We start from the raw sequence: 25,749 nt of genomic DNA, 5'->3' as shown, positions 1-25,749 counted from the left end.
GCATCGCTGATCGAGGCGACGCCACCAACCGTGTTTCACGTGAAACACGCGCATGAGAGTCCGACGTCCCGCAAGCAGTCATCGCTGGGCACCAGTCGTCCCATGCGCTGATCGACGCTAAACTCACATGGGCGCCATGTGCGCATCTCCCTCGAGCTCAAGCGGTCATGGGATCAGTTCCCCGATCTTCACGTGAAGCCCTCATTCACCAGGATGGACAGTCAATGCCCGAGCACACAAGCGTGGAGCAGGAACCTCAGATTGCCAGCGCCCTGTTCGGCGGGCGCGCCAAGCTCGCGCGTGAGTTCGCGGCGCAGCTGGGAAGCAGGGGAGAGGAACTCGGGCTCATCGGGCCACTTGAACCCCCACGTCTGTGGACCCGCCACATCATCAACTCCGCCCTGGTCGCACCGCTCCTCAATCCCGGCGTAGTCGGGGACATCGGCACGGGTGCGGGGTTGCCGGGACTGGTCCTCGCGATCGCGCGACCAGATGTCGACTTCGTTCTCATTGAGCCGATGGAGCGCCGAGTCGCGTGGCTCAATGAACAGGTCGGTCATCTGGGCTTGGACAATGTGCGGGTTTCGCGTGCGCGTGCTGAGGACGTGGCGAACGACTTCAGTCTCGATCAGGTGACGGCTCGTGCAGTCAGCGCGTTCTCGAAGTTGATACCCCTGACGGTGCCCCTCGTGAAGACCGGGGGAGAGCTCGTCCTCATGAAGGGCGCCAACGCGGAGCGCGAGGTCGAGGCGGCCAGCAAGGCCATCAGGAAGTACCACCTCGAGGACGTCGAGGTCATCACTCTCGGTACAGGGCAAGTCGACGAACTGACTCGTGTGATCCGGGCTCGGGTGGCGTGATGCGAGAAGCCGAAGGCAATGGAAAGTGCAGATCAGCGCGCTATTGCCGACCCGGAATCCCTGAAAGCGCCGCCGGATGTTCCACGTGAAACATGAACGTTGTCGAACTGACCATCCAGCTGCGTTACCCAGACAGAGAGACATCCATGGATGACGACCTGAGTCCCATCGCACGCGAGCTGTCGGAGACAAGCCGACGGCGCAAGGCTCTGGCTGGCGTGGTTCTTCCCCGCCCCACACGAACCCGCGTCTTCACGATCGCCAACCAGAAGGGCGGGGTGGGCAAGACGACATCCACCGTCAACCTCGCTGCAGCGCTTGCAAAGACGGGATCACGGACACTCGTCATCGACTTGGATCCGCAGGGCAATGCCTCGACGGCGCTGGGCGCAGATCGCTCCAGTGAGCTGACGAGCGTCTACGACGTCCTGATCAACGACGCGCCCGTCGAAGACGCGCTGCAGAGGAGTCCTGAGTTCGACACGCTCTTCTGCGTCCCGGCAACGATCCACCTTGCCGGCGCCGAGATCGAGCTGGTCACCCTGCAGCAGAGAGAACGGCGTCTGCGGCGGGCGTTGGATGCGTTCCTCGCTTCCGACCACGGTCGCGACTTCGACTACGTGCTGATCGACTGCCCTCCGTCCCTGGGGTTGCTCACCATCAACGCGTTCAGCGCCGCCAACGAGGTGCTGATACCGATCCAATGCGAGTACTACGCCCTGGAGGGACTCAGTCAGCTGCTCTCGAACATCGAGTTGATCTCACAGCACCTGAATCCCGACTTGACGATGTCGACCATCCTTCTGACGATGTACGACGGACGCACCAACCTCGCTCAGCAGGTGGCAGCAGAGGTCCGCGAGCACTTTCCCCAGCAGACGCTCACGACCCTCATCCCGCGGTCTGTACGCATCAGCGAGGCGCCCAGCTACGGGCAGAGCGTCATCAGCTACGACCCCAACTCACCTGGCGCGCTCTCCTACCTGGAGGCGGCAGCCGAGATCGCACACCGAGGAGCCCAGAAGTAATGGCAACCAAGAGAACCGGCCTGGGTCGCGGCATCGGCGCCCTCATCCCGACGTCCGACGAGCGCAGCCGGCCAGTAGACGTCTTCTTCCCGGACAGCATCGGGGCCGGCGCCCCGAGCGGAGTGCAGGGCGAGACACGGGGCGGCCCGCAGGGTGAAGGTGAACCTGAGCTCGTCGCCGTACCAGGGGCGCGGCTCGCCAACCTCGACCCCGCGGACATCACCCCCAACGCGCAGCAGCCGCGCACGGACTTCCGACGGGACGAGCTCGAGGAGCTCATGGTCTCGATCCGGGAGTACGGGGTGCTCCAGCCGATCGTCGTGCGCCCGCTCGGGGCCGACGCAGATGGCCGTGCGCGCTACGAGCTGGTCATGGGGGAGCGCCGCCTGCGTGCCACCAAGGAGCTCGGGCTGAGTACCATCCCCGCGGTCATCAAGGACACTGCCGATGAGTCGATGCTGCGGGATGCGCTGCTGGAGAACCTGCATCGGTCGGAGCTGAATCCACTGGAGGAGGCGAGCGCGTACCAGCAGTTGCTCGCGGACTTCGCGATAACCCAGGACGAACTCGCACAGCGGCTGGGGCGGTCCCGGCCGCAGATCACCAACACGATCCGCCTGCTGCGCCTCCCCGAGGACGTGCAGCATCGCGTCGCCGCCGGCGTCCTGTCCGCCGGTCACGCGCGCGCGATCCTGTCCTCCGGGGATGAGGACGCCATGCGTCACCTCGCCGACAAGATCGTCAACGAGGACCTCTCCGTGAGAGCCGCGGAGGCCGCCGCGCAGAAGGGTCAGCGGACCACCACACCGCGCAAGAGCACGAGTTCGGCACGGACCGCTCATCTGGATGACGCCGCCCAGCGCATCGGAGACCATCTCAACACGAGCGTCCGGGTGACGATGTCGGCCCAGAAGGGTCAGATCGTCATCGACTTCGCGACCGTCGGGGATCTGACGCGCATCGCGCAGGAGATGGGCGTGCCGGACGCCGACGGGAGCTGACACCTCCATCCACGAGGCCGAGGCGGCCGTCACCGCATCACGGCGGGACGCCCGTCAGTGTCGGGGGGAGGCTCCCCGTGCAGCCTCGGCGAGGCGTCGATAGAGGTCGCCCACCTCGACGCCCGCCGCGGCGAGGCCCTGCGGCAGCAGCGACGTCTCCGTGAGGCCGGGGATGACGTTCACCTCGATGAACCACGGCTCGCCCGCGGCGTCGATGATGATGTCCACGCGCGACATCTGCCCGATGCCGAGCGCGCGATGGATGCCGACGGCCGCTGCCGCGGCTGCCGTGGCCGTGTCGGGGGAGATGCGGGCGGGAGTGTAGAAGCGCGTGAGACCCGCGTTGTAGCGCGCCTCGTAACCGTACACACCTGACGTAGGGACGATCTCCGTCGCCGGCAGGGCCAGGGGTCCGTCACCCGTGTCGAGGACACCGATCGCGACTTCGGTCCCGGAGACGAGCTCCTCGATGAGGGCGACGTCGCCGTAGGTGTACGCGTCCACCATCGCCCGTGGGAGCGCATCGGCATGGTCCACGATCGTGACCCCCTGCGCGGACCCGCCACGGGCGGGCTTCACCGCGTACGGGGCGGGGACGGCCTCGGCGACGAGGCGCAGGACAGCTGCAGCCCCGAGCTCGCGGAACGTGTCCTTGGGGAGGGTCACCGATCGCGGTGTGCGGATGCCGGCGGACTCCGCGATCGCCTTCGCGGTCGGCTTGTCCCATGCCAGACGGGCGGCCTTCGCGGAGGAGCCGACGTACGGCACTCCAGCGAGCTCGAGGAGCCCGAGGAGCGCTCCGTCTTCGCCGCTCGCACCATGGAGCACCGGCCAGACGACGGCCGGAGGGGAAGCGCGGAGGAAGTCGAGCAGGGTGGCGTCGGGATCGCGGAGGGACACCGGGACGCCGGCTGCGCGCAGGGCGTCCGCGACGCGACGACCGCTGCGGAGTGAAACGTCCCGCTCGTGGGAGATGCCGCCGGCCAGGACGAGGACGGAGAGGGGCTCGTGTGCGGTCATGATTCTCGATCCGGTTTCGGTCGGTGTACGTGGACGCGGAGGGTCAGTCGAGGTCCGGCGGCGGGGTGTCGACGGACGTCGTGGGCCGCGACGCGAGGGCGCCCGTCCCGGAGAACGTGGTCAGCAGGTCCATCTCGTCGTCGATCACGCCCGCCATGCGACGGACGCCCTCGCGGATCCGCTCCGGCGTCGGATAGCAGAACGACAGGCGGATGGCATCGCGCCCGCGACCGTCGGCGTAGAAGGCGGTGCCGGGCGTGTACGCGACCAGCGCCGTGACGGCCCGGGGCAGCATCTGCTTGGAGTCGAGCTGCTCGGGGAGCTTGAGCCACACGTAGAAGCCGCCGTTCGGGACGGTCCACGAGAGGCTCGGCAGGTGCTCCTGGAGCGCGGAGAGCGTGGCATCGCGACGCTCGCGGTACACGCCGCGGAAGGTGTCGATCTGGCCCTTCCAATCCGACGCGTGCAGGTACTCGGAGATGATGAGCTGGCTGAAGGAGCTGGGGGAGAGGACCGCCGACTCCTGGGCGAGGATCAGCTTCTCGCGGATGGCGTGCGGCGCGAGGGCCCAGCCGACGCGGAAGCCGGGCGCGAGCGTCTTGGAGAACGAGCCGAGGTAGATGACGCCCTCGTCGTCGAGGCTGCGCATGGCGTCCGGGGCGGGCCGGTCGAACCAGAGCAGTCCGTAGGGATTGTCCTCGAGCACGAGGATGTCGTTCGAGCGGCAGATCTCGAGGATCTCCGGTCGCCGCGCGGCGGACATGGTGACGCCGGCCGGGTTGTGGAAGTTGGGGACCGTGTAGAGGAACTTGATGGTGCGGCCTTCGCCGCGGATCCGGGCGATGGCCTCGCGCAGCGCCTCGGGGACGAGACCGTCGTCGTCCATGACCACGTGCTCGACGACGGCCTGGTAGCTGCGGAAGACGCCGATGGCACCGACGTAGCTGGGCGCCTCGGCGAGGATCACGTCGCCGGGGTCGATGAAGAGCTTCGTGACGAGGTCGAGCGCCTGCTGTGAGCCCGTGGTGGTGACGATGTCGTCGACGCTGCCGCGGATGCCCTCGAGGGCCATGATCTCCAGGATGTCCTCGCGGAGCTCCGGCGTGCCCTGGCCGCCGCCGTACTGCAGCGCCACGGGGCCGCGCTCGCGCATGACCTTCTCCATCGCCGAGACGATGAGCTCCTGCGGGAGGGCCGAGACGAACGGCATGCCCCCGGCGAGCGAGACGACCTCGGGTCGGGAGGCCACGGCGAAGAGGGCGCGGACCTCGGAGGCGCTGAGGCCCGAGGTCCTCTCCGCGTAGTGGGGGAACCAGGGGTCGAGGTTGGTGCCCGCGGATTCGCGGGGGCTGCCTGCAGGTGTCACGTCACGTCTCTCACTGTCCGATTGCCGTCCAGCCTAACGGGCGGCGGCCCGGGATCCCGGTGGTCGGCCGGACGACGGAGGGCCCGGCACCTCGCGGTGCCGGGCCCTCCGGTGGTGCTCGTCGCCTATGCGGCGGCAGTGCACGCTACTTGAGGAAGTCGGCGAACTCCTGCTCGAGGGCCGGCTTCGGCTTGGCGCCGATGACGGTCTTGACGACCTCGCCCTTCTGGAAGACCTTCATGGCCGGGATCGAGGTGATCTTGTACTTCATGGCGACCTCGGGGTTGTCGTCCACGTCGATCTTGACGAGCTCGATGCCGGGGTTCTCGGCGGCGATCTGGTCGAGCACGGGCGAGACGGCCTTGCACGGGCCGCACCAGGGCGCCCAGAAGTCGACGATGACGGTCTTCTCGGCGTCGAGGACGTCGGCCTGGAAGCTGGCGTCGGTGACGTCGCGGGAGTGGGACATGAGTGCTCCTTCGTGTGGTTCTGCGGGTCCGGGCGGTTCCCGGATCCTCCGGTGAGGGTGGGCGCGGCGTCGCGCCGGGGATTACGGGCGCTCGGCGCCGACGAGCTCGCCGTCGGGATCCACCGCGCTGCCGGCGGCCGGCGCACCGTGGCCCGCGGGCCCGTCCGGTCCGTCCGAGGCCGCGTCGAGCAGCGTGTCGGGAAGGGACGCCAGGAAGTGCTCCGCGTCGAGCGCCGCGACGGTTCCCGACGCGGCGGCCGTGACGGCCTGACGGTAGGTGGGGTCGATGACGTCGCCGGCGGCGAACACGCCCGGCAGGTTCGTGCGCGAGGAGCGTCCGTCGACGGCGATGGTGCCCTCGGTGGTGAGCTCGAGCTGCTGATGGAACAGGTGCGTGCGGGGGTCGTTGCCGATGGCGATGAACAGGCCCTCGAGCGCGAGGGGCCGCTGCTCGCCCGTGACGGTGTCCTCGAGGACGACGCCCTCGACCTTCTCGCCGCCCGTGATGTCGACCACCTGCGCGTTCCAGATGAACTCGATCTTCGGGTTCTCGAACGCGCGCTCCTGCATGATCTTGGAGGCGCGCAGCGAGTCCTTGCGGTGGATCACGTAGACCTTCTCCGCGAAGCGGGTGAGGAAGGTGGCCTCCTCCATGGCGCTGTCGCCGCCGCCGACGACCGCGATGGTCTTCTGGCGGAAGAAGAAGCCGTCGCACGTCGCGCACCAGGAGACGCCGTGGCCGCTGAAGCGGTCCTCCGCGGGGAGACCGAGCTTGCGGTACGCGGATCCGGTGGCGGCGATGACCGCGAGGGCCTCGTGCACGTCGCCGTTGCCGAGGGTGACGCGCTTGACGTCGCCCTTCAGGTCGACGGAGGTGACGTCGTCGAGGACGACCTCGGTGCCGAAGCGCTCGGCCTGCGCCTGCATCGCCATCATGAGGTCGGGGCCCTGGATGCCGTCGGTGAAGCCCGGGTAGTTCTCCACCTCGGTGGTGTTCATGAGCTCGCCGCCGGCCTCGACCGAGCTCGCGATGAGGAGGGGCGTGAGGTTGGCGCGCGCGGCGTAGATGGCGGCCGTGTATCCCGCGGGACCCGAACCGATGATGATGATCTGACGCACGACGGCTTCTCCTCCACTGCTCGGCGGGGCGCCTTCCCGGCGCCCGCTCACCTCTGCAACAGACCCACGGTAGCGGCTATTCCTCCGCCTCCACCGGGCGGGGGTGCGGGGGCGGACAGGCAGCCGCGCAGGTCGGGCGGCCAGCGTCGGGACGGGTCAGCGGCGGCGTATGCGGCGCATCACGGGGCTGGCGAGCTGCTGGAGCTCCGAGGAGCGCATAGCGGCCAGGGCGGCCAGGTACACGGCCGTCATCACGGCGGCCAGGGGGATCCCGACGAGGAGCGCCTGGCCCTTCGACGCGACGCCCACTCCCTCGAACGCGCCGCCCGAGACGAGGGTGAGCAGCGCGATGCCGACGAGCGCGGCCGGCACGGCGGCGACGACGAAGCGGACGGCGCTGCGGAGGATGCGGCGGCCGTCGATGCGCCCGATGCGCCGGCGGAGGAGCACCGCGGCGAGCACGGCCTGCCCGGTGACCGTGACGGTCTGCAGCACCGCGAGACCCACGCCGATCATCTCGACGGGCTGCTGCGAGATGACGAGCGCGCCGGCGACGAACAGCACGACCTGCGCGCACTGGATGAGGAACGGCGTGCGCGTGTCCGAGAGGGCGTAGAACGCGCGCTGCAGCACGAACAGGGTGCTGAACGCCGGCAGTCCGAGGATGAACGCGATGAGGACCACGCCGTATCCGCGGACCTCGCCGATGTCGCCCGAGACCATGACCCGCGCCACGGGTCCGGCCAGCACGGCGATGAGCGCGGTGGACAGCACGGTCATGAGGCCGACCAGCCGGACGGCCGAGGAGAGGTCCGCGCGCATGCTGTCGTGGTCGCCCTCGCCCGCGTGGGTGCTCATCCGGGTGAAGTAGGCGGTCGCGATGGAGACCGCGAAGATCGAGTGCGGCAGCATGAAGAACAGCCACGCGTTCAGGAGGATCGTGCTCGACGGGCTGTCCGAGGTGGCCGCGATGTTCGCCACGTTCGACTGCGCGATGCCGGCCAGCTGCGTCACGACGAGCATGCCGAAGGTCCAGCCGGCGAGGCGTCCGGCGGTGCCGAGGCCCACGCCCCGCCACGCGAAGTCGAACCGGAAGCGCAGGCCCACGCGGCGCCAGAAGACGAAGAGGATGAGCGCCTGGGCGACGACGCCGAGGGTCGCGGATCCGGCCAGCACGACGATCTTGTCGAGGCTCCAGTCGTCGACCGGACGGCTGCCCGAGCCGAACATGGCCTGGAACACGAGGAGGCCCGCGATGGCGACCACGTTGTTGAGGACGGGCGCCCACGTGAACGGGCCGAACGACCCACGCGCGTTGAGCACCTCGCCGAGCACCGCGTAGAGCCCGTAGAAGAGGATCTGCGGGAGGCACCAGTAGGCGAACGCGACGACGAGCGCGAAGACGTCCGGCGGCAGGGTGGCGGCGTAGAGGCGCGAGACGACGGGAGCGCCGACGGTCGCGAGGATCGTGACGCCGCCGAGCACGACGATCGCGATCGTCACGAGCTTGTTGATGTACCCGGCGCCGCCGTCGGCGTGCTTCGCGGCCCGCACGACCTGCGGCACGAGGACGGCGTTGAGGACGCCCCCCGCGATGATCACGTAGATGTTGTTCGGCAGCTGGTTCGCGTTGGAGAACGCGTTGGAGCTGCCGAGGGTCGCGCCGATGGTCTGCAGCAGCACGATGGCCTTGACGAAGCCGAGGATGCGCGACACGAACGTGCCCGAGGCGAGCAGGGCGGACGCGCGGCCGATGCCGCCTCCGCGCGCGGCCGGAGCGGCGGTCACGAGGCGCCCGTGCCGGGGGTGCGGGGCGCGATCCGGTCAGTCATCGATCTCCTCGGGCAGGCCGGCGAGCTGCCGGGCGCGGGCGCGGCGGCGCTTGCGGATGCTGCGGAACAGGCCGAAGCCGAACAGGAGGGCGACCGCGGTGACGAACAGCGTCGTGACGACGGCCTCGAACCCGGCGCGGATGAAGAGCTCGACGGGCGCGCTGTCGCCGACCTGGACGGAGCCGTCCTCGGTCGTGAGCCGCGCGGTGACGACGATGTCGCCGTTCGAGATGGACGTGATGGGCGGGCGGGCCGACGCGCTGCCGTGCGCGGGGACCGTGACGAGGGCGGAGTCGTCGACGCGGATCCGGCCGCTGCCCGCGATGATCGACAGCCGCACCGTGACGGGCTGGTCGAGCTCGTTGCTCACGTTGATCAGGAGGCTCGTGGTGTCGCTGATGACGGTGTTCTGACGGGTCGTGATGGCCACGGAGCCCAGCAGCGCATCAGCCTGCGCCGCGTAACCGTCCTGGACGGTCACCAGCCCATCCGGTTCGTCGCGCCAGCGGTTCGCCAGCGTGGCGAGCAGGAGCATCCGCTGCTGACCGGTGATGAGCTCAGGGCGCTCGACCGCCTTCGCGAACGCGTCCACCTGGGCCTCGAGCGACATCGCGTCGGCGACGCGCTGGACGCGCGCGGGATCCTCGGGGTGGTCGACGACCTGCAGGGGGACGGGCGCGGTCGCGAACGCCGCACCCAGCGCCGCCGTGTCGCTGAAGGGGAGGGCCTGGATCGCGTCGAGCACCTGTCCCAGGCGGCCGCCGGACGCCGCCCAGCCGCGCTCGAGGCCGGCGACCACGACGTGTCCATCGGCCGCGCGCGCATCCGCCGCCAGGGTCGCCGAGAGCTGCGCCAGCGCGATCCCGAACGCCTCGTCCGTCTCCGCGGAGAGAGCGCGGTCGACGAGCGCCGAGACGCGGGCGTCCGTCACGAGCACGGTGGTGCCGCCGATCGTCCCGGTCGCGGCGACGGCCGCGGAGCCCGTGGACTGCACGTCGCCGCTCGCGAGGATCGCGGTCGTCGTGCCGCTGGCCGCCATCACGCCGAGGTCGCCGGACGTCACCGTGCCCGCGGACGGCCAGGAGACGCCGGAGAGCGTGTAGTCCCATGCGGTGAGGTCGGCGAGGCTCGGCACGGGGGCGAGCGGCGGCGCCGTGGGGGTCGGGCTGGGCCCAGGACTCGAGGGGGCGGTGGGCGTCTCGCTGGGGGTGGCGGTCGCGGCGCCGGCGACGGAGGATCCGCTGCCCGTGCCGCTCGCGGCCGGGGACTCCGTGGCGGTGGGCGTCTGGGTGGGCGTCGAGCTCGGCGCGGGGGTCGAGCCCGGGGCCGCGAACCGGCTCGCCCGCACGGCGTATGTGGCGTCCGTGGGCGCGAGCAGGGTCGCCGCACCGGCCTGGCCCTGGACCGCGACGTCGGCGTCCGCCCAGGCCAGCGCGAAGGTCTCGTTCGGCATCTCGCGGAGGCGCTGCAGCCACTCGACGGCGGACGCGGGGGCGTCGGCGCCGAGGATCCGGATGGACGCGATGATCCGCGGGTCGATGCCCACCGCGACGGGCCGGCCGGAGACCGCGTCGAGCTGGCGCGTGAGCGTCCCCTGCGGCGCCGTGTACGTCGCGAGGGCCTCGGCGTCGACGAAGCCCGAGGCGCTCGGCGGGACGGTGAGCGGCATGACGGCCGTGACGGGCGTGGGCGCCGGATCCGCTCCGGGGCTCCAGACGACGGCACCGCGCCCGGTCGCGACGTCCGAGCCGCCGGCCTCCAGCTCGGCCGTGAGCCCACGCGGGCCGAAGCCCCCGCGGCTGCCCTGCAGCGCCACGGTCGCCGAGGGGATCGTGATCGCCACGTCGACCGTGCCGCCCGCGGGCACCTCGGGGGTGTCGGTGCGGCCGATGCGGGGGCCGGTCCGCGTGTTCGCGTCGGTGGCCGCGGTGTCGAGCCAGCCGTCGATCTTCGCGCGGGTGTCGAGGACGGTGCGGTTGAGGTCGAGGTCGATGCGGCCTGCGGGAACGGCGGCGTCCGTGGCGTTGACCACGGAGACGGTGACCGCGAGGTCCTCTCCGGGCGTGAGGATCCCCTCTGCCGCGGGCGTGACGGTGAGCGTCACGCCGTCGGTGGCCGCGTGCGCCGGGGTCGACGGACCCGCGACCGTCCCGGCGGCGAGCGTCCCGGCGGCGACCGTGACGCACACGAGGGTGGAGATCGTGCGTCGGGCGGATCGCCGGATCAAGCGGAGGGCTCTGTCCGTGCGGGTGGGGCCGGCGTCGTGTCGAGGCGCGGCGTGCATCTGGCGATTCTAAATGGCTGGCCCCGCGCGGCCCGTGTGCGCTCGCCGTGGACGCGGATGCCGCTCGCCGCCCGCCGTAGACTGTCCGACCATGCACAGCGTCGCACAGGCCCTCGAGCGTCTCCGCGAGCTGGCCGCATCGCCCCCGGTCGCCGTGCTCGCTCGGGCGTTCCACGAGGCGGGCCACGAGCTCGCCCTCGTCGGCGGACCCGTCCGCGACGCCTTCCTCGGCCGTGCCGCGACCGACCTCGACCTCACCACCGACGCGCGCCCGGATCGGATCCTCGAGATCGTGAAGCCCGTCGCCGACGCCCACTGGGACATCGGCCGCGCCTTCGGCACCATCGGCGCGCGCGTGAAGGGGGAGCAGGTCGAGATCACGACCTACCGCACCGACCAGTACGACGGCGTCTCCCGGAAGCCCGAGGTCGAGTTCGGCTCCTCGCTCGAGGAGGACCTCGTGCGCCGCGACTTCACGGTCAATGCGCTCGCCGTGCGCCTGCCGCAGGTGGTGCTGGTGGATCCGTCCGGCGGCATCGACGACCTCCTCGCGCAGGTGCTCCGCACGCCGGTCGCCCCGGAGGTCTCCTTCGGCGACGACCCGCTCCGCATGATGCGCGCCGTCCGCTTCTCTTCCCAGCTCGGCTTCCGCCTCGACGACGCGGCGCTCGCCGCCATCCGCGACATGGCGCCGCGGATCCTCGACATCTCGGTCGAGCGCGTGAGCGACGAGCTCTCCAAGCTCCTGCGCACCCCCGAGCCCCGCGCCGGACTCGACCTCCTCGTGGAGGGCGGCCTCGCGGACCACGTGCTGCCGGAGCTCCCCGCGATGAAGCTCGAGGCCGACGAGCACCACCGTCACAAGGACGTCTACCAGCACTCCCTCCAGGTGCTCGACCAGGCGATCGACCACGAGCGCTCCCGTCACCCCGGCGAGGCGCCGGACCTCGTCCTCCGCCTGGCCGCGCTCCTCCACGACATCGGCAAGCCGTCCACGCGCCGGCTCGAGCCCGGCGGCGTCGTCACCTTCCACCACCACGACGTCGTCGGTTCCAAGATGGCCAAGCGCCGACTCCGCGCCCTCCGATTCGACAACGACACGATCGCCTCCGTCGCGCGCCTCATCGAGCTGCATCTCCGCTTCTTCGGCTACACCGAGGGCGGCTGGACCGACTCGGCCGTCCGCCGCTACGTGCGCGACGCCGGCCCCGAGCTCGAGCGCCTGCACATGCTCACGCGCGCCGACGTCACGACGCAGAACCGCCGCAAGGCCGATCGGCTCGGCTTCGCCTACGACGATCTGGAGGCGCGCATCGCCGAGCTCGCCGAGCAGGAGGAGATGGCGGCCGTGCGTCCGGATCTCGACGGCGAGGCCATCATGCGGATCCTCGACGTGCCGCCCGGACCGGTCGTCGGCCGCGCCTACCGCTTCCTGCTGGAGCTGCGTCTCGACGAGGGCCCGCTCCCCGCGGAGGAGGCCGAGCGCCGCCTCGTCGCGTGGTGGGCCGCCGAGGGGTCCTGATCCGCGTCCCCGCGTCCCTCGGCCTGGTGCGACCCCTCCCCATCCGGTAGTCTTGCGAGGTTGTCCGCCCGGCAACGGGATTCCCCTGCCCCGCGCGGACAGATGCACATACCCTCCTGTCGCAGATCGTCTGCGACCGTTCAAGTCCGAAGGAGGTGGGTTAGTGACGCATCAGTACGAACTCATGGTGATCCTGGATCCCGAGATCGATGAGCGCACCGTCGCTCCCAGTCTCGACAAGTTCCTCAACGTCATCCGCACCAGCGGTGGCACCGTCGACAACGTCGACGTCTGGGGCCGTCGTCGACTGGCGTACGAGATCAACAAGAAGAACGAGGGCATCTACGCCGTCGTCCAGCTCACCGCCACGAGCGAGGCCACGCAGGAGCTCGACCGCCAGCTGGGTCTGTCCGAGGCCGTCATGCGCACCAAGGTGCTGCGTGCCGAGGAGGCCATGGCCATGGTCGCGTCCGCTCGCAAGCTCGCCGACGAGAAGGCCGCCCGCAAGGCAGCCGCCACGTCCAAGGCCGCAGACGCCGCGCCCCAGGCGCCCGCCACGGACGCCGCTCCGGCGACGCCCGGCAAGCCGGCAGCCCAGGCTGCTTCCAGCGAGAAGACCGGGGAGTAGTCGATGGCCGGCGAAACCATCATCACGGTCGTGGGCAACCTCACCAGTGATCCGGAGCTGCGGTACACGCAGAACGGGCTGGCGGTAGCCAACTTCACCATCGCCTCCACGCCGAGGTCCTTCGACCGCGCGAGCAACGACTGGAAGGACGGCGACGCCCTCTTCCTCCGTGCGAGCGTGTGGCGCGAGTTCGCCGAGCACGTGGCGTCCTCGCTCACCAAGGGCTCGCGTGTCGTCGCGACCGGCCGCCTCAAGCAGCGGTCGTACGAGACGAAGGAGGGCGAGAAGCGCACCTCCATCGAGCTCGAGGTCGACGAGATCGGCCCCTCGCTCCGCTACGCGACGGCTCAGGTCACGCGCGCGGCCGGCGGCGGCGGCAACTCCGGCGGGGGCAACTCCGGCGGCGGTGGCCGTGGCCAGTTCGGCGGCGGACAGCCCCAGCAGCAGCAGGTGGCCGAGGAGCCGTGGGGCACCCCCGCGAGCTCCGGCGGCAACTCCGGCGGCGGCGACGGCGGCTGGTCCAACCCCGGCAACTTCAACGACGAGACGCCCTTCTAGGGCTCGTCGCACTACGTACGAAAGACAGGAAGAATCATGGCTGGAAAGAGCAGCGGCGACCGCCGCAAGCCTCTCCGCGGAGCCAAGGGCGGCAAGAACGCCGCCCCGGCGAAGTCCATCCGCGTCGGCGTCATCGACTACAAGGATGTCGCCACCCTCCGCAAGTTCATCTCCGAGCGGGGAAAGATCCGTGCTCGTCGCATCACCGGTGTCTCGGTGCAGGAGCAGCGCCTCATCGCGCGCGCAGTCAAGAACGCGCGTGAGATGGCACTTCTCCCCTACGCCGGCTCTGGCCGTTAAGGGGTAATGGAATGTCGAAAGTGATCCTCACGACCGAGGTCTCCGGCCTCGGTTCCCCCGGCGACGTCGTCGAGGTCAAGAACGGGTTCTCCCGCAACTACCTCGTCCCCCAGGGCTTCGCGGTCATCTGGAGCCGTGGTGGCGAGAAGCAGATCGAGCAGATCAAGGCCGCGCGTGCCGCTCGCGAGCACGCGACCATCGAGGAGGCGCAGGACCTCAAGAGCCGCCTCGAGGCCAAGATCGTCAAGCTGACCGTCAAGGCCGGCCAGGGCGGGCGCCTCTTCGGCTCCGTCAAGACCTCCGACATCGCCAAGGCGGTCGAGGAGTCCGGCATCGGCCAGGTCGACAAGCGCAAGATCGAGATCCCCAACGCTATCAAGGCCACGGGGAACCACGAGGCCACGATCCGGCTCCGTGACGACATCGTCGCCACGATCAGCCTGCAGGTCGTCGCCGCGAAGTAACGCAGCACGAGATCGATGGCGGCGGGCTCCTGGAGCCCGCCGCCATCGGCGGTTAACCAGCCGGTCAGAGGGCACTGGTTCCCCACCCCCATCCACAGGCGAGCCCCTAGCAGAAGAACTCTCAAGCCCTGGTGCAGACTAGTTTTCCCACATCGGTAGTGGAGAACTGCAGCCCTGGTCAGCGTGGCATTCGGGTCCGAAAAAACTCAGTAGTGCACAGGCTTGTCCCCAGGTACTCCACACGATCCCCGGCGTTTCGCCCACTTTCTCCACAGTCTCGTCCACAGGGGCATTTGGTCCGGGCACGACCGGATCCATATCGTGGGGCAGCGCCCGTCGAACGGGTCGCGGAGGACCCGTCAGCGGTCCGGCCGACGCCGTCCGGGCGGTGTCGGAGGTCCGAGCTAGAACGGTCGTGCGGGCGCATCCGCCCAGCCGACCGAGGGGAGCCGCACGTGTCCATCGCCCATCTGGGTCTCGCCGGCGAACGTGACGAGCGCGACAAGCGCGCGGGTCACGAGCGCACGCCGCCGCACGACCTCCTCGCTGAGCAGAGCGCCATCGGCGGCATGCTCCTCAGCAAGGACGCCGTGGCCGACGCGGTCGAGCAGGTGCGCGCGATCGACTTCTACATCCCCAAGCACGAGATCATCTTCGACGCCATCCTGTCGCTGTACTCGCACGGCGAGCCCACGGACGTCATCGCCGTCACCGACGAGCTCACGAAGCTCGGCGAACTGAGCCGGGCCGGCGGGGCCGACTACCTGCACACGCTCACCAGCGTCGTGCCCACGGCCGCCAACGCCGGCTTCTACGCATCCATCGTCGCCGAGAAGGCCGTGTTGCGTCGCCTGGTCGAGGCCGGCACCCGCATCGTGCAGATGGGCTACGCGAGCGAGGGCGAGGTCGTCGACCTCGTCAACAACGCGCAGGCCGAGATCTACGGCGTCACGGGCGGCGTGGAGGCCGAGGACTACGTGCCGCTGACGGACGCGGTCACGGTCGCCATCGACGAGATCGAGGCCGCGAAGGGCAAGGACGGCCAGATGACCGGCGTCCCGACCGGATTCGCCGACCTGGACGCGCTCACGAACGGCCTGCACCCGGGCCAGCTCATCATCGTCGCCGCGCGCCCGGCGCTCGGCAAGTCCACGCTCGCGCTCGACTTCGCGCGGGCTGCGAGCATCAAGTACGACATGCCGTCCATCTTCTTCAGCCTCGAGATGGGGCGCAGCGAGATCGCGATGCGCCTCCTGTCCGCGGAGGCGTCCGTGCCGCTCCAGAGCATGCGCAAGGGCACCGTCGACGCGCGGGACTGGACGACCATCGCCCAGACCCGCGGCCGCATCAACGACGCGCCGCTCTACATCGACGACAGCCCCAACATGACGCTCGTGGAGATCCGGGCAAAGTGCCGTCGCCTCAAGCAGAAGGTCGGCCTCAAGCTCGTCGTCATCGACTACCTCCAGCTCATGACGAGCGGCAAGAAGGTCGAGTCGCGCCAGCAGGAGGTCTCGGAGTTCTCGCGCGCGCTCAAGCTCATGGCGAAGGAGCTGCAGGTGCCGGTCATCGCGCTGTCGCAGCTGAACCGCGGACCGGAGCAGCGCGCCGACAAGATGCCGGCCATCTCGGACCTCCGCGAGTCGGGATCGCTCGAGCAGGACGCCGACATGGTCATCCTGCTGCACCGCGAGAGCGCGTACGAGAAGGACAACCCGCGCGCGGGCGAGGCCGACTTCATCGTCGCCAAGCACCGCAACGGGCCGACGGGCACCATCACCGTCGGCTTCCACGGGCACTTCTCGCGCTTCGCGGACATGCCGGCCGGCGGGTGAGCGGGGCGTCGTGGTCCTTCCGAGACGTCAGCGGCGCATGCACGCGGACGGCTCCTGCCATCCAGCCAGTACTCTCCGGGGGTCGATGTGTCCGCATCGTGGAAACCGAAGGGATGACCGATGCTCGGATACGACGCGCACGTGCACGAACTCCGCCCTGGTGTCAGTGAAGAGGACCTCCTCCGGATCGCTCAGGTCCCCTCTGAAGAGCGCAGCGAGTACCTCAGCACGCTCGTCTCACGGATGGTGGCCTACGTCCCGTATCGCACTTGGGTCGACGGATTGCTGTCCGCCGCCGAGGACGGCCGGGCGCTGATGCTGCTGGGCGGTGGATATCCGTACCTGTTCCATGCCAGCGGTGCGGACATCAAGGCGAACTTCGCGGACGCCGGCGTCGAGGCGATCTCCGCGTTGCGCGAGGAGGTCTGGTACGTCGTGAAGGCCTGGGATCAGAGCTGAGGGCACGGGGCCGATGAGCGATTGCGCCGGTGGCTCGCCAACGGAGGGCCGCGCTGAGCCGATCCGCCGTCTCGAGTAGCGGTGACGACGGTGACCGACAGCACGCCTCGCCATGCGCGATGTTCATGTGGACGCCTTCTGCGTTCCGTCGTCACTGCGCGAAGTAGAGGTGGGCGTGGGCCGCGCAGCCGGGGTTGAAGGCGGCGCCGCAGCTCGGGCAGGCGTCCGCCGCGAGGTACTCGGACACGGTCATGGTGGCGCGGCAGACGCCGCAGAGGGCGGCCGGCAGGTGGTGGGCCGAGCGGGGGATCACCTCGAGCGGGTGGTCGGCGACGGCCGCGTGGCAGAGGTGGCACGGGTACCACGCGTCGCAGCAGGGGGCGCGGAGGGCGACGACGTCGAGCGCGGATCCGTAGTGCACGCAGCGCGTCTCCGCGTCGACAGCCGGGCCGCGGACATCCCGCGTGCCTGCAGCGGTGACGTGACCCGCCGAGCCGGTCACCTGCGCATCGCCCGCGCTCACGGGCATGCGGCCGTGACCTGCGATGGCGGACACGACGCCGGGGTCGGCGGTGCCGGGGGTGGAGGCGGGAGCTGCCGCGTCAGACGGGGTCATGCCGGCGGCCGACGCATCACTCGTCCGGGAGGGCCGTCGCCGCGTCGACGAGGGTGAGCTCGGGGCTGTCGCGCTGGATCGCCTTGAGGCGCCACGGCGTCGTGATGAGGGCGATGTGCGTGCCGTCGGAGCGGACCAGCACCTCGACGCCTATGGTCTTGGCGAGGGCGGGAGCGGAGGCCGCGTCGGTGATCCGGGCGACCTGGTACTCGAGCGGCTCCATGCGCAGCGGCGCGCGGAACTCGTTCGTCATGCGCTCGACGACGACCTCGAACTGCATCGGGCCGACCGCACCGAGGACGGGGGCCTGGTCACCGCGGAGGTCGGAGCGCATCACCTGGATGACGCCCTCGTGGTCGAGCTGCTCGATGCCCTTGCGGAACTGCTTGTGCGTGCTGGTGTCCTTGGATCGGACGACGCGGAAGAGCTCGGGCGCGAACTGCGGCAGGCGCGGGAACGTGACGGGCGCGCCGTCGAAGAGGGTGTCGCCCACTCGGATGTTGGACGCGTTCACGAGGCCGACGACGTCGCCCGGGTAGGCGTCGTCGACGGTGGAGCGCTCGCGGCCGAAGAGCTGCTGCGCGTACTTGGTGACGAACGGGCGGCCGGTCTGGGCGTGCGTGACCGTCATGCCGCGGTGGAAGACGCCCGAGCAGATCCGCATGAACGCGAGGCGGTCGCGATGCGCGGTGTTCATGCCCGACTGCACCTTGAAGACGAAGCCGGAGAAGTCCTCCTCGACGGGACGCGTGCGGTCCTGCTCGTCCGGCCGGGGCTGGGCTGCGGGCGCGATGGCGTCGAGCGCGTCGAGGATGTGGGTCACGCCGAAGTTGAGCACCGCGGCCGCGAAGAGCACGGGCGTGGTGCGGCGGGCGAGGAACGACTCCTCGTCGTGGTCCTGGCCCTCCTCGTGCAGGAGCTCGCTCTCCTCGACCGCGTTCGTCCACGCGGATCCGGCGGCGGCCAGCGCCTCGTCGGGCGACATGCGGGTCTCGGGTGCGATGCTCGCGCCGCCGGCCGTGCGGGTGAAGTGCACGCACTCGCCGGTGGAGCGGTCGACGACGCCGAAGAACGCGCCCGACTCGCCCACGGGCCACGTGAGCGGGGTGGGGAGGAGGCCGGTGCGCTCCTTGATCTCGTCCATCAGGTCGAGCGGCTCCCGGCCCGGGCGGTCCCACTTGTTGATGACCGTGATGATCGGGATGCGGCGCTGGCGGCACACCTCGAACAGCTTCATGGTCTGGGTCTCGAGGCCGCGGGAGGCGTCGACGAGCATGATCGCGGCGTCCACCGCGGAGAGCACGCGGTAGGTGTCCTCGGAGAAGTCGGCGTGGCCCGGGGTGTCGACGACGTTCATGACGGTGTCGCGGTGCGTGAACTGGATCGCGGCGGAGCTCACCGAGATGCCGCGCTCCTTCTCCATGTCCATCCAGTCGGAGACCGTGGACTTGCGGCCCTGCTTGCCGTGCACGGCGCCCGCGGACCCGATGGCGTGCGCGTGCAGCAGCAGCGCCTCGGTGAGCGTGGACTTGCCCGCGTCGGGGTGGGAGATGACGGCGAAGGTGCGACGGCGGGACGCCTCGCGCAGCACGGGGGAGGCGGAGGCCGAGGCGGGCGCGCGGGGAGGGGTGATGGTCGACACCTCCCCATGGTACGAGGCCGTCGCGGGAGGGTCCGCGTCGGGCCGGGTGCGCGGACCCCGGGTCAGCGCGCCCGGAGGCGGTCGAGGAACTCGTCGGCCATGGCGAGGTGCTCGGCGAGGCGGCGGCGGCGCTCCTCGGCGTCGACGACGAACGCGGCGAGATCCGCCCGCAGCGCGGTGGTGTCGTCGCCCGGGCCGGCGGCGTCGAGGGCGTTCGTGACCTCGAGCAGGCGCATCATCTCCTCGAGCGAGAAGCCGAGCGGCTTCATCCGGCGGATGAGCAGCAGGCGCTCGAGGTCCTCGGCCGTGTAGAGGCGGAAGCCGCCCTCGGAGCGGCCGGACGGGCGCAGGAGGCCGGTCTCGTCGTAGTGGCGGAGCGTGCGGTGCGACATGCCGGTGCGCTCGGCGAGCTCGCCGATCTGCATGGTCGCCGGGCCGGCGGGTCGCGTCATGCGGGCCTCCAGACGGGCTCTCCCCCGGCAGGGGAGGGGGTGCGGGATGCGGACGGGCGACCGCATCCGACCATTGTCTCCGATGGGGGCGCGCGGCACCCGCCCCCGTCCGGGCGCCGTCGCCGATGGGACAGGGCGCGGCGTGAGGGACGTCGCGGTGGACGGCCGGGCGTCGCGCCGCGCGGACCGGGTGCCGCGCCGGCGGGCGGGCGCGGGCGTCGCTCGTAGGATCGGGCGCATGAGGATCGCGTTCGTCTCGCTGCACACGTCGCCGATCCAGAAGCCCAGCACCGGGGATGCCGGCGGGCTCAACGTCTACCTCCTGGAGCTCGCGCGGAGCCTGGGCAGGCAGGGGCACGATGTGCAGCTGATCACGCGCGCCACGGATCCGGCGGACCCCGCCGTTCTCCCCGTCGCGCGGGGAGTGGAGCTGCTCGCGCTGCGGGCGGGGCCGGCCGGGCCGGTCGCCAAGGAGGACCTGCCCGGGATCACCGACGCCTTCGCCGCGGCGCTCGCCGCGCTGCCGCCCGCGGACGTCGTGCACGCGCACTACTGGCTGTCGGCCGTCGCGGCGCTGCCGGTCGCCCGCGCCTGGGGCGTGCCGCACGTGCTGACGCTGCACTCGGTCTCCGCGGGCAAGAACCGCCGGCTCGTGGCGGGGGACACCCCGGAGCCGGCGTCCCGGCTCGCGGACGAGGGGCGGCTCGTGCGCGCGTCCGACCTCGTGGTGGCGTCGGCGGAGTCGGAGAAGCGGCTGCTCGTGGAGGCCTACGACGCGGATCCCGCCGCGGTGCACGTCGTGGCGCCGGGCGTGGAGGAGGCGTTCCTGCGGGAGCCGTCCGGCCGCGACGGCGGCGGGCGGGTGCGGATCGTGCTGCTCGGGCGGATCCAGCCGCTCAAGGGCCAGGACGTCGCGCTGCGGGCGCTGGCCATGCTGGATCCCGCGATCCGGCCCCTGCTCGTGATCGCCGGCGGGGTCTCGCCCGGTCGGGACGCGTATGCCGCGAGCCTGCACGCGCTCGTCGGCTCGCTCGGCCTCGAGGGCGACGTCGTCTTCACGGGCCCGCTCGACCGGGCCGCGACCGCGCGGACGCTCGCCGGCGCGCACCTCGCGCTCATGCCGTCGGCCGCGGAGACCTACGGGCTCGTGGCGCTCGAGGCGGCCGCGTGCGGCACGCCCGTCGTCGCGGCGCGGACCGAGGGGCTCGTCGACTCGGTGCGGGAGGGCGTGAGCGGCGTGTTCGTGCCGTCCCGGGATCCCGCCGACTGGGCCCGCGCGATCCGCGACCTGCTCGCCGACCGGCCCGCCCTGGCTCGACTGTCGGCGTCGGCGCGGGAGCACGCGGCCCGGCGCACGTGGGACGTCGCGGCGGCGGACGTGGCGGAGGAGTACCGGGCGCTCCGAGAGCGGGGAACGACGGGTGGTGCGCGCTGCGCGGATCCGGTCGGGGGCGTCCGGGACTGAGAGCCGGGCGGATCCGTCCGCCCGCCTCAGGCGGTCCACTCCCCGCGGCGCGCCACGTCCTCGGCGGCGCGCTCGAGCCAGGTCACGGCGTCCGCGCGCGCGGCGTCCGCGGATCCGGCGAGGTCGGTGAGGGAGCGCGCGGCCGCGAATCCGTCGGTGGGCGCGATCACCGCTCCGGCCACGAGGACCGCCGCGGTCGCGTGCGTCCGGGCGAGGTCGAGCACGCGCGATGCGACCTTGCCCGTCCGCGACTGCGCGTCGAAGCGGCCCTCGCCCGTGATCACCACGTCGGCGTCGGCGATGAGGGCGGGCAGGCCGATCGCGTCGGCCACTCCGGCGGAACCGGAACCCACGACCGCGCCCCACGCGAGGAGACCCGCCGCCGTGCCGCCCGCTGCGCCGGCGCCCGCGATGGCCGGATCCACGCCGAGGAGCACGGCGAGGTGCGCGAGGCCGGCGTCGAGCGCGCGGACCTCCGTCGGCGTCGCGCCCTTCTGCGGGCCGTAGACGGCGGCGGCGCCCGCGGGGCCAGTGAGGGGCGCGTGGACGTCGCCGAGGATCCGGGCGCCGCCCGCCGGCAGCGTCCGGAGGCCGGAGAGGTCGAGCGACGCGATCCCTGTGAGCCCGCCGCCGCCGTCGCCGGCCGGGGAGCCGTCGGCGCGCGCGGCCACGGCCCCGAGCTCGCGGAGCGCGCCCACCCCGCCGTCGGTCGACGAGCTGCCACCGAGCGCGAGCAGCAGGCGCGGGACGCGGGCGTCGAGCGCCGCGCGGATCGCCTGGCCGAAGCCGCGGGTGTGGGCGGTGAGCGGGCACCGCGGATCCAGCAGCGTGATCCCGCTCGTCGACGCGACCTCGACCACGCCCGTGCCGTCCGGCAGCAGGAGCCAGTGCGCGTCGACCGGCCGGTCGTCGGGTCCGGTGACGCGGACGGGCACGCGGCGCGCTCCCGAGACGGCGGCCGCGAGCACGTCGAGGGTGCCCTGTCCGCCGTCGGCCATGGGCGCGACGGTCACGCGGTCGTGGGGTCGCGTGCGGAGCCAGCCGCGGCGGAGCGCCTCCGCGGCCTCGACGGCGGTGGCGGATCCGGTGAAGGAGTCGGGCGACATGACGACGCGCAGCGGACGGGGAGCGGCGGTGCTCATGCGGCCAGTCTGCCGGACGGGGTCGGACGGAGCCGGACGGGTGCGCGCGTCCCCCGATCAGTCGGGCGCGACACCCGCCCGGTGCGCGAGGAGCGCCGCGCCGACCAGCCCGGCGTCGTTGCCCCGGCTCGCGGCGATGATCTCGGTGTCGAGGTGCAGGAAGCCCGCGAACCGCGCGAACTCGTGCGCGGCGGCCCCGCCCACCACGATGAGGTCGGGCGACATGATCGACTCGAGGTGCCGGTAGTACAGCTCCAGCCGGGCCGCCCACGTCTCGAAGGTCAGTCCCTCGCGCCGCACCGCGGAGAACGCGGCCTGCATCTCGTAGTCGCCGCCGTCGATGTGGACGTGGCCGAGCTCGCTGTTCGGGATCAGAGTGCCGTCGTGCAGGATCGCCGTGCCGATGCCCGTGCCGAGCGTCGTGAGGATGACCAGGCCGCCGCGTCCCTGCAGCACGCCGTACTCGAGTTCCGCCACCCCCGCGGCGTCGGCGTCGTTGACGGTGAGCACGTCGATCCCGCTGCGGTCGCGGATGGCCGTGCGCGCGTCCATCCCGAGCCAGCGGTCGGAGATGTGGGCCGAGGAGCGCACGATGCCGTCCCGCACGATCCCGGGGACGCCGACGCCCACGGGCAGGTCCTCGTCCGGCGTCAGCTCCAGCACGATCTCGGCGATCACGTCCGCGATGTCCTCGGGCTCGCCCCCCACCGGCTTCGCCACGGTCATGCGCTCGGTCAGGCGGGTCCCCGTGGTGACGTCGACGATGCCCGCCTTGAGCGTCGTGCCGCCGATGTCGATGCCGAGCGCCAGCCGGTCGCGCCGGGCGAGGGCCGCCTCGGCGCCATCGGGGGCGGCCACCACGGCGCGGTCGACGGGGATGAAGCCGAGTGGCGCGCGGCCGTCGTCGGAGGCGGGCCGCGGCGCGGTCTCGGGCTGGGGCACGGCGGGGCCTCTCGGTAGCGGGTTGCGGGGCGCGGGTGCGCGGCGGTCGGAGCGGCGGATCGGGCGGACCCGACGCGCGGATCCCGGGCCGTCGGCCGCGGGGCCGCCGCGCCTCAGAACGCCCGGTTCGCGTAGACGATCCCGCAGGCCACGCCCACGGCGCAGACGACCGCGAGCCCGACGACCGCACCGGCCGCCGCGGCGGCCAGACGGGGGAGGGGACTCGTCACGCGTCGAGCCTAGGCCAGCGCGGCAGGGCCGTCACCGCGGGCCCCGGCCGAGCATCCGCCCAGGAACCCACCGAGTAGGCTGGTCCCCGATGGAGAGAGAGGCTGCCGTGTCCGAGGACGAGCTGACGTTCCGGGCGGCGTACTGGCCCGTGCTCCTCCTGCGCGCACTGCCCGCCCTCGCGCTCGCCGCGTTCATCACCTTCTCCAGCGACCACTCGCCTGCCCTCGGCCTCGTAGCGTTCGGCGTCTTCGCGATCCTCTCCGGCCTCGTCACCGCGGGCCTCGGCGCCCGAGCCCTCCGCGGTCCGGCCGCGCGCCTCCGCGCGAGCGCCGTCGTCCAGGGCGCGCTCACGGTCGTGGCCGGTGCCGCGGCGCTGCTCGCCCGCGACGGAGGCGTGCTCGTCCTCCTGTACGTCGTCAGCGTGTGGGCCGTCGTCACCGGCTTCCTGGAGCTCGTCGCCGGCCTGCGCTCGCGCGGCCGCGTGGCGGGCGCCACCGACGCGATCACCGCCGGCGCGCTCACCGTCGTCCTCGCCGTCGCCTTCCTCCTGGTGCCGCCGGATCTCGTCGTCCAGTACGGCGGGGTCGAGCAGCGTGAGGGCCAGCTCACCGCGCCCGTCGTGGCCGTCGGTCTCCTGGGCGCGTACGCGGCGATCGTCGGGGTCTTCCTGGTCATCGCCGCCCTGAGCATGAAATGGGGCACCTCCACGCCCACCGCGACCTCCGCGGCGGACGCCCCCCGGACCACCGAGAGCGCGAGCTGACCGTGACTTCCAACATCCGCAAGGACCGCATGCGCCCCGCCGAGCTGCTCGGCATCGCCGCGGCCCTCGCCGCGTTCGTCGGCCTCATCGTGGGGCTCAGCACGCGGCCCGCCGACGCCCAGGGCTGGACGGTCGTCGTCGTGTTCACGGGCGTGGCGTTCATCGGCGCCCTCGTGATGCTCGCCATGCTCGCCCTGTCGTTCAAGCCGAACCGCGACGAGCTCGAGGACATGGACGAGCAGGACCACCCGGACCGGCCCACGCGGCACTGAGCCGCCGGGGTCCTCGTCGGGCGGATCGGCTCCGCGGAACGGCGCCGGGAGCCCCGCCTCGGCGAGGCCCCGGCGCGTGACCGCTAGAGGATGTGGTCGACCAGCCGCGACGCGAGCCCCGCGTACTCGGCCGGGGTCAGCTCGAGCAGTCGCGCCTTGGCGGCGTCGCCGATGTCGAGACCGGAGACGAACGCGCGCATCTCGTCGCGTCCCACGCGCTTGCCGCGCGTGAGCTCCTTCAGCACCGCGTATGGGTCGCTGATGGAGCTGCGGCCCGCGACGATCTCCGCGCGGATGACCGTCTGGATGGCCTCGCCGAGGATCTCCCAGTTCGCGTCGAGGTCGGCCGCGAGCAGCGCCCGGTCGACGTCGATCTCGAGGAGCCCGCGCCCGATGTTGTCGAGCGCCAGCAGCGAGTGCCCGAGCGCGACGCCGACGTTCCGCTGCGTGGTGGAGTCCGTGAGGTCGCGCTGCAGCCGCGAGGTGACGAGGGTCGACGCGAGCGAGTCGAGGAGCGCATCCGACAGCTCGAGGTTCGCCTCGGCGTTCTCGAAGCGGATGGGGTTGATCTTGTGCGGCATCGTCGACGACCCGGTCGCGCCCGCCTGCGGGATCTGCCGGAAGTACCCCATGGAGATGTAGGTCCACACGTCCGTGCAGAGGTTGTGCAGGACCCGGTTGACGTGGGCGATGCGCGTGTACAGCTCGGCCTGCCAGTCGTGCGACTCGATCTGCGTGGTGAGCGGGTTCCACACGAGCCCGAGCGACGTGACGAACGCGCGGGACTCGGCGGGCCAGTCGACGTCCGCGTCGGCGGCGAGGTGCGCCGCGAACGTGCCCGTGGCGCCGCTGAACTTGCCGAGCACCTCGACGTCCTCCACGTCGGCCCGGAGGCGCTCGAGCCGGTGCACGAACACCGCGAGCTCCTTGCCGAGCGTGGTGGGCGTGGCCGGTTGCCCGTGCGTGCGCGACAGCATGGCGTCGTCGCGGAAGAGGAGGGCCCGCTCGCGGAGCGCGCCGATGACGGACACCAGCTTCGGCAGCCACACCTCGCGCACGGCGCGGTCGATGACGAGCGCGTAGGAGAGGTTGTTGATGTCCTCGCTCGTGCACGCGAAGTGCGTGAGCTCGGCGACGTGCCCGAGTCCGAGCTCCTCCAGGCGGTCGCGCACGAAGTACTCGACGGCCTTCACGTCGTGCCGGGTGACGGCCTCGACGCGGGCGAGCGCGTCGATCTGCTCCTGTCCGAAGCCCTGGACGACCTCGCGGAGCGCCGCCTTCTGCGTGTCCGTGAACGGCGAGGAGGAGAGGAGAGATCGATCGGTGAGGTGGATGAGCCACTCGATCTCCACGTGGATGCGCGCCCGGTTGAGGCCCGCCTCCGAGAGGTGCTCGCCGAGCTCGGTGACGACGGGGGCGTAGCGGCCGTCGAGGGGGCTCAGCACCTGCGGGGGCAACGGGCTCATGCGGGGGGATCTC

24 protein-coding genes and 1 pseudogene are annotated in these 25,749 nt (G+C 71.6%); 13 read left to right on the top strand and 12 right to left on the bottom strand.

The window, feature by feature from the left end:
* Window positions 1-224: 224 nt before the first annotated feature.
* From rsmG to ITJ40_RS12495, 3 genes are all read left to right on the top strand, one after another.
* Window positions 225-860, top strand: a complete 636-nt coding sequence (gene rsmG / locus ITJ40_RS12505) for a 16S rRNA (guanine(527)-N(7))-methyltransferase RsmG (RefSeq protein WP_194667363.1) — start codon at window positions 225-227, stop codon at window positions 858-860.
* Window positions 861-1,006: 146 nt separating this feature from the next.
* Window positions 1,007-1,888 carry a ParA family protein gene (locus ITJ40_RS12500; RefSeq protein WP_228512354.1) on the top strand — a complete coding sequence of 294 codons (882 nt, stop codon included), beginning with the start codon at window positions 1,007-1,009 and terminating at the stop codon, window positions 1,886-1,888.
* Window positions 1,888-2,889, top strand: a complete 1,002-nt coding sequence (locus ITJ40_RS12495; RefSeq protein ID WP_194667362.1) for a ParB/RepB/Spo0J family partition protein — start codon at window positions 1,888-1,890, stop codon at window positions 2,887-2,889. Before ITJ40_RS12500 ends, ITJ40_RS12495 begins: the two co-directional genes overlap by 1 nt.
* A 54-nt stretch (window positions 2,890-2,943) precedes the next feature.
* On the opposite strand, the gene ITJ40_RS12490 is transcribed toward ITJ40_RS12495, so the two are convergent.
* The 6 genes from ITJ40_RS12490 to ITJ40_RS12465 form a co-directional block, all read right to left on the bottom strand.
* Complete coding sequence (locus ITJ40_RS12490) at window positions 2,944-3,909, bottom strand: D-alanine--D-alanine ligase (protein ID WP_194667361.1); 966 nt, start codon at window positions 3,907-3,909, stop codon at window positions 2,944-2,946.
* Window positions 3,910-3,952: 43 nt separating this feature from the next.
* Window positions 3,953-5,275: a PLP-dependent aminotransferase family protein gene (locus ITJ40_RS12485; protein ID WP_194667360.1), complete on the bottom strand. Its 1,323-nt coding sequence runs from the start codon at window positions 5,273-5,275 to the stop codon at window positions 3,953-3,955.
* Between the two features lie 145 nt (window positions 5,276-5,420).
* A complete protein-coding gene (gene trxA / locus ITJ40_RS12480) occupies window positions 5,421-5,744 on the bottom strand; it encodes a thioredoxin (protein WP_043667755.1) in 324 nt (107 codons plus the stop codon).
* 81 nt (window positions 5,745-5,825) lie between these two features.
* Window positions 5,826-6,863 (bottom strand): thioredoxin-disulfide reductase, encoded by a 1,038-nt coding sequence (trxB, locus tag ITJ40_RS12475; RefSeq protein ID WP_194667359.1) that lies wholly within the window; start codon window positions 6,861-6,863, stop codon window positions 5,826-5,828.
* Between the two features lie 156 nt (window positions 6,864-7,019).
* Complete coding sequence (murJ, locus tag ITJ40_RS12470) at window positions 7,020-8,651, bottom strand: murein biosynthesis integral membrane protein MurJ (RefSeq protein WP_194667358.1); 1,632 nt, start codon at window positions 8,649-8,651, stop codon at window positions 7,020-7,022.
* Between the two features lie 36 nt (window positions 8,652-8,687).
* Window positions 8,688-10,979, bottom strand: coding sequence for a DUF6049 family protein (locus tag ITJ40_RS12465; protein ID WP_194667357.1), 2,292 nt, complete (start codon window positions 10,977-10,979; stop codon window positions 8,688-8,690).
* Between the two features lie 91 nt (window positions 10,980-11,070).
* Here ITJ40_RS12465 and ITJ40_RS12460 point away from each other — a divergent pair, with 91 nt between their 5' ends.
* From ITJ40_RS12460 to ITJ40_RS12430, 7 genes and pseudogenes are all read left to right on the top strand, one after another.
* Complete coding sequence (locus ITJ40_RS12460) at window positions 11,071-12,501, top strand: CCA tRNA nucleotidyltransferase (protein ID WP_194667356.1); 1,431 nt, start codon at window positions 11,071-11,073, stop codon at window positions 12,499-12,501.
* 184 nt (window positions 12,502-12,685) lie between these two features.
* Window positions 12,686-13,030, top strand: a pseudogene (rpsF, locus tag ITJ40_RS12455) (30S ribosomal protein S6); the annotation flags it as partial.
* 102 nt (window positions 13,031-13,132) lie between these two features.
* Window positions 13,133-13,687, top strand: a complete 555-nt coding sequence (locus tag ITJ40_RS12450) for a single-stranded DNA-binding protein (RefSeq protein WP_086515642.1) — start codon at window positions 13,133-13,135, stop codon at window positions 13,685-13,687.
* Window positions 13,688-13,723: 36 nt separating this feature from the next.
* Entirely contained in the window at window positions 13,724-13,987 is a 264-nt protein-coding gene (rpsR, locus tag ITJ40_RS12445) for a 30S ribosomal protein S18 (RefSeq protein ID WP_012039648.1), read from the top strand.
* An 11-nt stretch (window positions 13,988-13,998) separates the two neighbouring features.
* Window positions 13,999-14,451, top strand: coding sequence for a 50S ribosomal protein L9 (rplI, locus tag ITJ40_RS12440; protein WP_012039647.1), 453 nt, complete (start codon window positions 13,999-14,001; stop codon window positions 14,449-14,451).
* A 455-nt stretch (window positions 14,452-14,906) separates the two neighbouring features.
* Window positions 14,907-16,286 carry a replicative DNA helicase gene (dnaB, locus tag ITJ40_RS12435; RefSeq protein ID WP_012039646.1) on the top strand — a complete coding sequence of 460 codons (1,380 nt, stop codon included), beginning with the start codon at window positions 14,907-14,909 and terminating at the stop codon, window positions 16,284-16,286.
* 120 nt (window positions 16,287-16,406) lie between these two features.
* Window positions 16,407-16,745 carry a hypothetical protein gene (locus tag ITJ40_RS12430; protein WP_194667355.1) on the top strand — a complete coding sequence of 113 codons (339 nt, stop codon included), beginning with the start codon at window positions 16,407-16,409 and terminating at the stop codon, window positions 16,743-16,745.
* 151 nt (window positions 16,746-16,896) lie between these two features.
* Here the strand turns inward: ITJ40_RS12430 and ITJ40_RS12425 are convergent, their stop codons facing one another.
* The 3 genes from ITJ40_RS12425 to ITJ40_RS12415 all read right to left on the bottom strand — a co-directional run bounded on the left by ITJ40_RS12425 (window position 16,897) and on the right by ITJ40_RS12415 (window position 19,455).
* A complete protein-coding gene (locus ITJ40_RS12425) occupies window positions 16,897-17,361 on the bottom strand; it encodes a CHY zinc finger protein (protein ID WP_370532047.1) in 465 nt (154 codons plus the stop codon).
* Between the two features lie 16 nt (window positions 17,362-17,377).
* On the bottom strand, window positions 17,378-19,003 hold the full coding sequence (locus tag ITJ40_RS12420; RefSeq protein WP_194667354.1) for a peptide chain release factor 3: 1,626 nt from the start codon (window positions 19,001-19,003) through the stop codon (window positions 17,378-17,380).
* Between the two features lie 62 nt (window positions 19,004-19,065).
* Window positions 19,066-19,455, bottom strand: coding sequence for a MerR family transcriptional regulator (locus ITJ40_RS12415; protein WP_194667353.1), 390 nt, complete (start codon window positions 19,453-19,455; stop codon window positions 19,066-19,068).
* A 238-nt stretch (window positions 19,456-19,693) separates the two neighbouring features.
* On the opposite strand from ITJ40_RS12415, the gene ITJ40_RS12410 reads away from it, so the two are divergent.
* Complete coding sequence (locus tag ITJ40_RS12410; RefSeq protein WP_194667352.1) at window positions 19,694-20,920, top strand: glycosyltransferase; 1,227 nt, start codon at window positions 19,694-19,696, stop codon at window positions 20,918-20,920.
* Between the two features lie 26 nt (window positions 20,921-20,946).
* On the opposite strand, the gene ITJ40_RS12405 is transcribed toward ITJ40_RS12410, so the two are convergent.
* Window positions 20,947-22,062: a glycerate kinase gene (locus ITJ40_RS12405; protein WP_194667351.1), complete on the bottom strand. Its 1,116-nt coding sequence runs from the start codon at window positions 22,060-22,062 to the stop codon at window positions 20,947-20,949.
* Between the two features lie 57 nt (window positions 22,063-22,119).
* Window positions 22,120-23,004, bottom strand: a complete 885-nt coding sequence (ppgK, locus tag ITJ40_RS12400; protein ID WP_194667350.1) for a polyphosphate--glucose phosphotransferase — start codon at window positions 23,002-23,004, stop codon at window positions 22,120-22,122.
* A gap of 319 nt (window positions 23,005-23,323) precedes the next feature.
* On the opposite strand from ppgK, the gene ITJ40_RS12395 reads away from it, so the two are divergent.
* Together ITJ40_RS12395 and ITJ40_RS12390 are read left to right on the top strand one after the other, a co-directional pair.
* Window positions 23,324-23,998, top strand: a complete 675-nt coding sequence (locus ITJ40_RS12395; RefSeq protein WP_228512353.1) for a hypothetical protein — start codon at window positions 23,324-23,326, stop codon at window positions 23,996-23,998.
* Window positions 23,999-24,000: 2 nt separating this feature from the next.
* Entirely contained in the window at window positions 24,001-24,270 is a 270-nt protein-coding gene (locus ITJ40_RS12390; RefSeq protein ID WP_194667349.1) for a hypothetical protein, read from the top strand.
* An 83-nt stretch (window positions 24,271-24,353) separates the two neighbouring features.
* Here the strand turns inward: ITJ40_RS12390 and purB are convergent, their stop codons facing one another.
* Entirely contained in the window at window positions 24,354-25,736 is a 1,383-nt protein-coding gene (gene purB, locus ITJ40_RS12385; protein WP_194667348.1) for an adenylosuccinate lyase, read from the bottom strand.
* Window positions 25,737-25,749 lie beyond the last annotated feature (13 nt).

Origin of the sequence: Clavibacter sp. VKM Ac-2872 (assembly GCF_015351105.1) — a bacterium.
In the GTDB taxonomy this organism is placed as follows: domain Bacteria; phylum Actinomycetota; class Actinomycetes; order Actinomycetales; family Microbacteriaceae; genus Clavibacter.
The sequence above is the reverse complement of the archived record's forward strand: the minus strand, read 5'-3'. Positions and strand labels throughout refer to the sequence as shown.

What these genes read in the sequence shown, in the direction of transcription:
- rsmG (WP_194667363.1), top strand. Translation starts at nt 225, where the DNA reads ATGCCCGAGCACACAAGCGTGGAGCAGGAACCTCAGATTGCCAGCGCC.
- ITJ40_RS12500 (WP_228512354.1), top strand. Translation starts at nt 1,007, where the DNA reads ATGGATGACGACCTGAGTCCCATCGCACGCGAGCTGTCGGAGACAAGC.
- ITJ40_RS12495 (WP_194667362.1), top strand. Translation starts at nt 1,888, where the DNA reads ATGGCAACCAAGAGAACCGGCCTGGGTCGCGGCATCGGCGCCCTCATC.
- ITJ40_RS12490 (WP_194667361.1), bottom strand. Translation starts at nt 3,909, where the DNA reads ATGACCGCACACGAGCCCCTCTCCGTCCTCGTCCTGGCCGGCGGCATC.
- trxA (WP_043667755.1), bottom strand. Translation starts at nt 5,744, where the DNA reads ATGTCCCACTCCCGCGACGTCACCGACGCCAGCTTCCAGGCCGACGTC.
- ITJ40_RS12465 (WP_194667357.1), bottom strand. Translation starts at nt 10,979, where the DNA reads ATGCACGCCGCGCCTCGACACGACGCCGGCCCCACCCGCACGGACAGA.
- ITJ40_RS12460 (WP_194667356.1), top strand. Translation starts at nt 11,071, where the DNA reads ATGCACAGCGTCGCACAGGCCCTCGAGCGTCTCCGCGAGCTGGCCGCA.
- ITJ40_RS12450 (WP_086515642.1), top strand. Translation starts at nt 13,133, where the DNA reads ATGGCCGGCGAAACCATCATCACGGTCGTGGGCAACCTCACCAGTGAT.
- rpsR (WP_012039648.1), top strand. Translation starts at nt 13,724, where the DNA reads ATGGCTGGAAAGAGCAGCGGCGACCGCCGCAAGCCTCTCCGCGGAGCC.
- rplI (WP_012039647.1), top strand. Translation starts at nt 13,999, where the DNA reads ATGTCGAAAGTGATCCTCACGACCGAGGTCTCCGGCCTCGGTTCCCCC.
- ITJ40_RS12430 (WP_194667355.1), top strand. Translation starts at nt 16,407, where the DNA reads ATGCTCGGATACGACGCGCACGTGCACGAACTCCGCCCTGGTGTCAGT.
- ITJ40_RS12425 (WP_370532047.1), bottom strand. Translation starts at nt 17,361, where the DNA reads ATGACCCCGTCTGACGCGGCAGCTCCCGCCTCCACCCCCGGCACCGCC.
- ITJ40_RS12415 (WP_194667353.1), bottom strand. Translation starts at nt 19,455, where the DNA reads ATGACGCGACCCGCCGGCCCGGCGACCATGCAGATCGGCGAGCTCGCC.
- ITJ40_RS12410 (WP_194667352.1), top strand. Translation starts at nt 19,694, where the DNA reads ATGAGGATCGCGTTCGTCTCGCTGCACACGTCGCCGATCCAGAAGCCC.
- ITJ40_RS12405 (WP_194667351.1), bottom strand. Translation starts at nt 22,062, where the DNA reads ATGAGCACCGCCGCTCCCCGTCCGCTGCGCGTCGTCATGTCGCCCGAC.
- ITJ40_RS12395 (WP_228512353.1), top strand. Translation starts at nt 23,324, where the DNA reads ATGGAGAGAGAGGCTGCCGTGTCCGAGGACGAGCTGACGTTCCGGGCG.
- purB (WP_194667348.1), bottom strand. Translation starts at nt 25,736, where the DNA reads ATGAGCCCGTTGCCCCCGCAGGTGCTGAGCCCCCTCGACGGCCGCTAC.